Source organism: methanotrophic endosymbiont of Bathymodiolus puteoserpentis (Logatchev), assembly GCF_900128525.1.
Taxonomy (GTDB): Bacteria; Pseudomonadota; Gammaproteobacteria; order Methylococcales; family Methylomonadaceae; genus Methyloprofundus.
Genome location: NZ_FQTQ01000010.1, coordinates 1 through 3,480, shown reverse-complemented (window position 1 = coordinate 3,480; position 3,480 = coordinate 1). Strand labels below are relative to the sequence as shown.

The 3,480-nt window shown below is 38.4% G+C and carries 4 protein-coding genes; 1 reads left to right on the top strand and 3 read right to left on the bottom strand.

Going from position 1 to position 3,480, the window contains the following annotated elements; all coding sequences use genetic code 11:
• Positions 1-947: DUF2971 domain-containing protein (locus tag BQ7314_RS00505; protein WP_217423809.1), on the top strand; the 947-nt coding region annotated here is incomplete at its 5' end.
• On the opposite strand, the gene BQ7314_RS00500 is transcribed toward BQ7314_RS00505, so the two are convergent.
• From BQ7314_RS00500 to BQ7314_RS00490, 3 genes are all read right to left on the bottom strand, one after another.
• Positions 921-1,820, bottom strand: coding sequence for a DUF7281 domain-containing protein (locus tag BQ7314_RS00500; RefSeq protein ID WP_174481751.1), 900 nt, complete (start codon positions 1,818-1,820; stop codon positions 921-923). The genes BQ7314_RS00505 and BQ7314_RS00500 overlap by 27 nt on opposite strands.
• A gap of 151 nt (positions 1,821-1,971) precedes the next feature.
• Positions 1,972-3,204, bottom strand: a complete 1,233-nt coding sequence (locus BQ7314_RS00495) for a hypothetical protein (protein ID WP_174481750.1) — start codon at positions 3,202-3,204, stop codon at positions 1,972-1,974.
• A complete protein-coding gene (locus tag BQ7314_RS00490; protein ID WP_174481749.1) occupies positions 3,201-3,401 on the bottom strand; it encodes a hypothetical protein in 201 nt (66 codons plus the stop codon). Before BQ7314_RS00490 ends, BQ7314_RS00495 begins: the two co-directional genes overlap by 4 nt.
• Positions 3,402-3,480 lie beyond the last annotated feature (79 nt).

The window sequence follows — 3,480 nt, the reverse complement described above, 5'->3', positions numbered from 1 at the left end:
GTCTTGTCTCAATTCAACCAGTGTATTGCTATCCGTTACTTTCAGAGGTTATGCACTTATTATACGAATTCAGGTTATATCACTACACTACAAAAGAGGGGTTACTTGGTATCCTTAATAATAATAAAATATGGGGGACACATATTGATTATCTTAATGATTCAACTGAACTTTCTCACGGATTACATCTTGCAAATAATGAACTTAAACAAAGGTATGAGCGGGCAATTGATAGTAAAGAAAAAGAGAAAATAACTTGCTTACTTGATGAGTTAGATACTCATAGGGTCTTAAATATTTCCGTTTCATGTTTGACAGAAGAAAGAGACTTGTTAAGTCAATGGCGTGCTTATGGAAGTCGAAGTGGCGGGTATTCTATTGGGTTTAATGTATCTAACTTAATTAAACTAAAAAACTTAAATAATGATGACCTGGTTAAAGTGGAGTATGGCCTAGAAAAACAAAAACAAATCATATCGAGATTTATTGACAAGTCTTTAATTAAGGATTTTAACACTGAGCCTACTCGCTATATGGGAGAGTCAGTAAAGGAAGATGGAACTCGATGCTGTAATTATTTAGCTCTGGCAGTGGGTGGCAATTTTATTAAAAATTTATATTCTATAGCTCCATGCTTCAAAGACCCATCATTCAAGGAGGAATGTGAGTGGAGATTGATATCAAGAATTCCTCAAAAGGATATGAGTTTTCGTACCAGTCAAACGATGTTGATTCCATATAAAAATTTAGACTTAGGAGAAAAGAGTGATTACTTAGCTAGCATTACTATTGCTCCTAACTTGCATATGAATTTATCAGTTAAAGCGGTGAGGATTCTATTGAATAAGTTTTCTTTCAATAAAGAAGGTGCTTTTGATTCAGCTATTAGCCAAAACATTCAGAGAATTAAAATTCTACAATCAAAAATTCCATATAGATCTTGGTAAAGTTAGCCGCGTAGGTTGCAACTCCAACTCATACCCCGCACCCAAATCATGCTCTTGCACCCAGACTTTCTGATATTTCCGCAACAACCCCCACAGCGATTTAATCACCGGCTCTTCACTTGCATTTAACGCCTGCTGGCATTCGGGTAATTGTTTAGCATAAAGCTCAGGATTACCTTTTTCTTGTAGCAATATTTCAAATTCAGGCATACTCACGCACATTAAACCAATAACACGCGGAAACGAACAAGCAATCATTAGGCTTTTCAAATCAATATCTAGCATAGCGATAACCGGTAAATTTGTTGTCGCAAGTAACCGCCTTAATGTTTTTTCACTGTAATAATTATCACCTCGATAAACCACTAATGGCTGATTATATTGCGTGGGTAATTGCAGTTTAATCTGCTGTAGTTGATCAAAACAGCGGTAATTTTCGATGATTAAAATACAGTTATGCTCAATACTTTCTAACTGCTCCAAGCACATATCCATATGACCCTTTGCAGGCAAAAAATATTGCTGTTGATTGATCTTGAGAGGTAGCCCAGCTAAAGTTTTAAACGCTAAGCGCTGCTCTTTTACACTTTTCCCCGCCAGCTTTTCATTAGTGCCATGCTCTAAGGCTTGTTCTCTGTTCATATTAGAGAAATCAGCGATAGCTGTTTGCTGTAAATTAACACCTGTTTCCAGCTGGATCATTTCTTTTAACTTGGCTCTATCTTGCTCTCTTAGCTTTAATTTAGTGCCTTGAGTTGAGCCAATGGCATATTCTTCATGAAAGAGTTGCCAGCTTTTGTTTAAGGGGACAAGTTCAAGTTTTGCTTTGATTGCTTTTTCAGCTACACGTAATTGGGTTCTACTTGGTTTCATGGCTCTCACATTGCAGATGATGAGCTGAGGGGAGAAGTGCATCATTTACGAAAAATTGGGTGCGCTTCGTTCCTCGGCACACTTTATACATTTGTATTTAAGTATTTACTTGTGCGGCAAAGGCAGGCTAAAGCCGCTCCCTACAAAAAACCTACGTGATGCTATTCGTTTCTTCCCGCCAACACAGCACAATATCCTTTACTTTTTTATTGCCCGTAAATGCCGCATGGCTGGCAAACTGGATAAATTCCATTTTTACCTTAGTGTGCCGCTGCTGCCTGAGCCATTCATTTAATACACAGCCTAGCCATAACGCTGGCTCTATCTCTTGTACGTATTTTTGCTGAAAACTAACGGCCGAAATACTCTGTCCTGCTTGTTGCTCTAATAAGACAAAATAGCGGCGTAACCATTTACGATACAATGGCAATTCCATTACTTGTATCTCACGCTCGATAGTTTCTATTTTGTTAATCTTCGGCTTACGTTTTTTAGTGAGTAAGACCTCGCTATCAATGCGCAATTTCTGCACGATCGCAATCAACTCAGCTTCTACAACATAATCTTGGGTATTGGCTGAAATAGTGAGCTGTAAGGGTTTAATCTGATTCCACTGCTCGGGAATGCTATCCTGCTCAGACCAGTTTTGCATTTCATAGCCAGGGTTCTGACGTAGAAAAAAAGCAAAACCTTGTACCAATTGTGCGCGTGCTTCAATCTTACGCAGTTCAAATAAAAAGGTTTTCAGCTTATCTAAAATATCCTGCAAACGCTGATGATAAACGGGTAATAAACGCATCAATTGCTCTTCTAGCAAAGCGTATAGCGCAGGGTGTTCATCCACCATTTCCAATAAATACTCGGGGCGCAAAGAGCTAATTGCTTGCACCAATAACTCAACACGCGAGATATAAAATACGTTTTGTTTTTTCTTCTCAGCCAAAGTACGCACATTGGCAAAACGACTATTAATGAGCATTAGCAAATAGCTGGTGTTTTCCTCTAAATTATCTGACAAATCAAAAATGACCCGCCCAACTTCGGTGCTGTAATTTTCTGCATCTTCAATGCGATTTTCATCCCATGCATCTTGATACATAAGAATTTGCTGCTCTAAAGTATCGACCCACGAGGCAAGATCAGTATCTAATCGACGTAAGCGATCACTGCTTAACGCGCTATCGACAAATTGCCCTAAGCGCCCAGAAATACGATAGCCATCAATATTGTGATTAACCAATACTTTGAGCTGCTTTAATTGATTAAGCGCACGCTGGTTTTTGCTGTTTTTATAAACAACTCCTTCGTAATAGGCTTGAGCAATTAAATCACTGTGATTAGCTAACGCTTTAAATAGGCGCTCTAATCCTTGCGCCTGACTCAAAATAAAGTCTCCTGAGTGCTCTCTTCCTCTCCCTGTTCGATAGGAATTTCTTCATGCTCCTGAATAAACTGTAGCGACTGATAAAAATAATCCAGCTTGCCGGTTACTTGATAAATCAAAGTATCGCGATTGGCTAATTGCAAATAACCCAGGGCAACCGCATATAAATAATCTGAAAAATAAGCGATACTAGTCAATTTCTATAGCCCAGTATTATGTCATTAAGTTTAGTAGAATCTTTTTCATCCATTGAAGACCCTAGAGTAGAGAGGCACA

Bases quoted from the DNA above. Each gene is read 5' to 3' on its own strand.
- BQ7314_RS00500 (WP_174481751.1), bottom strand. From the start codon at position 1,820: ATGAAACCAAGTAGAACCCAATTACGTGTAGCTGAAAAAGCAATCAAA.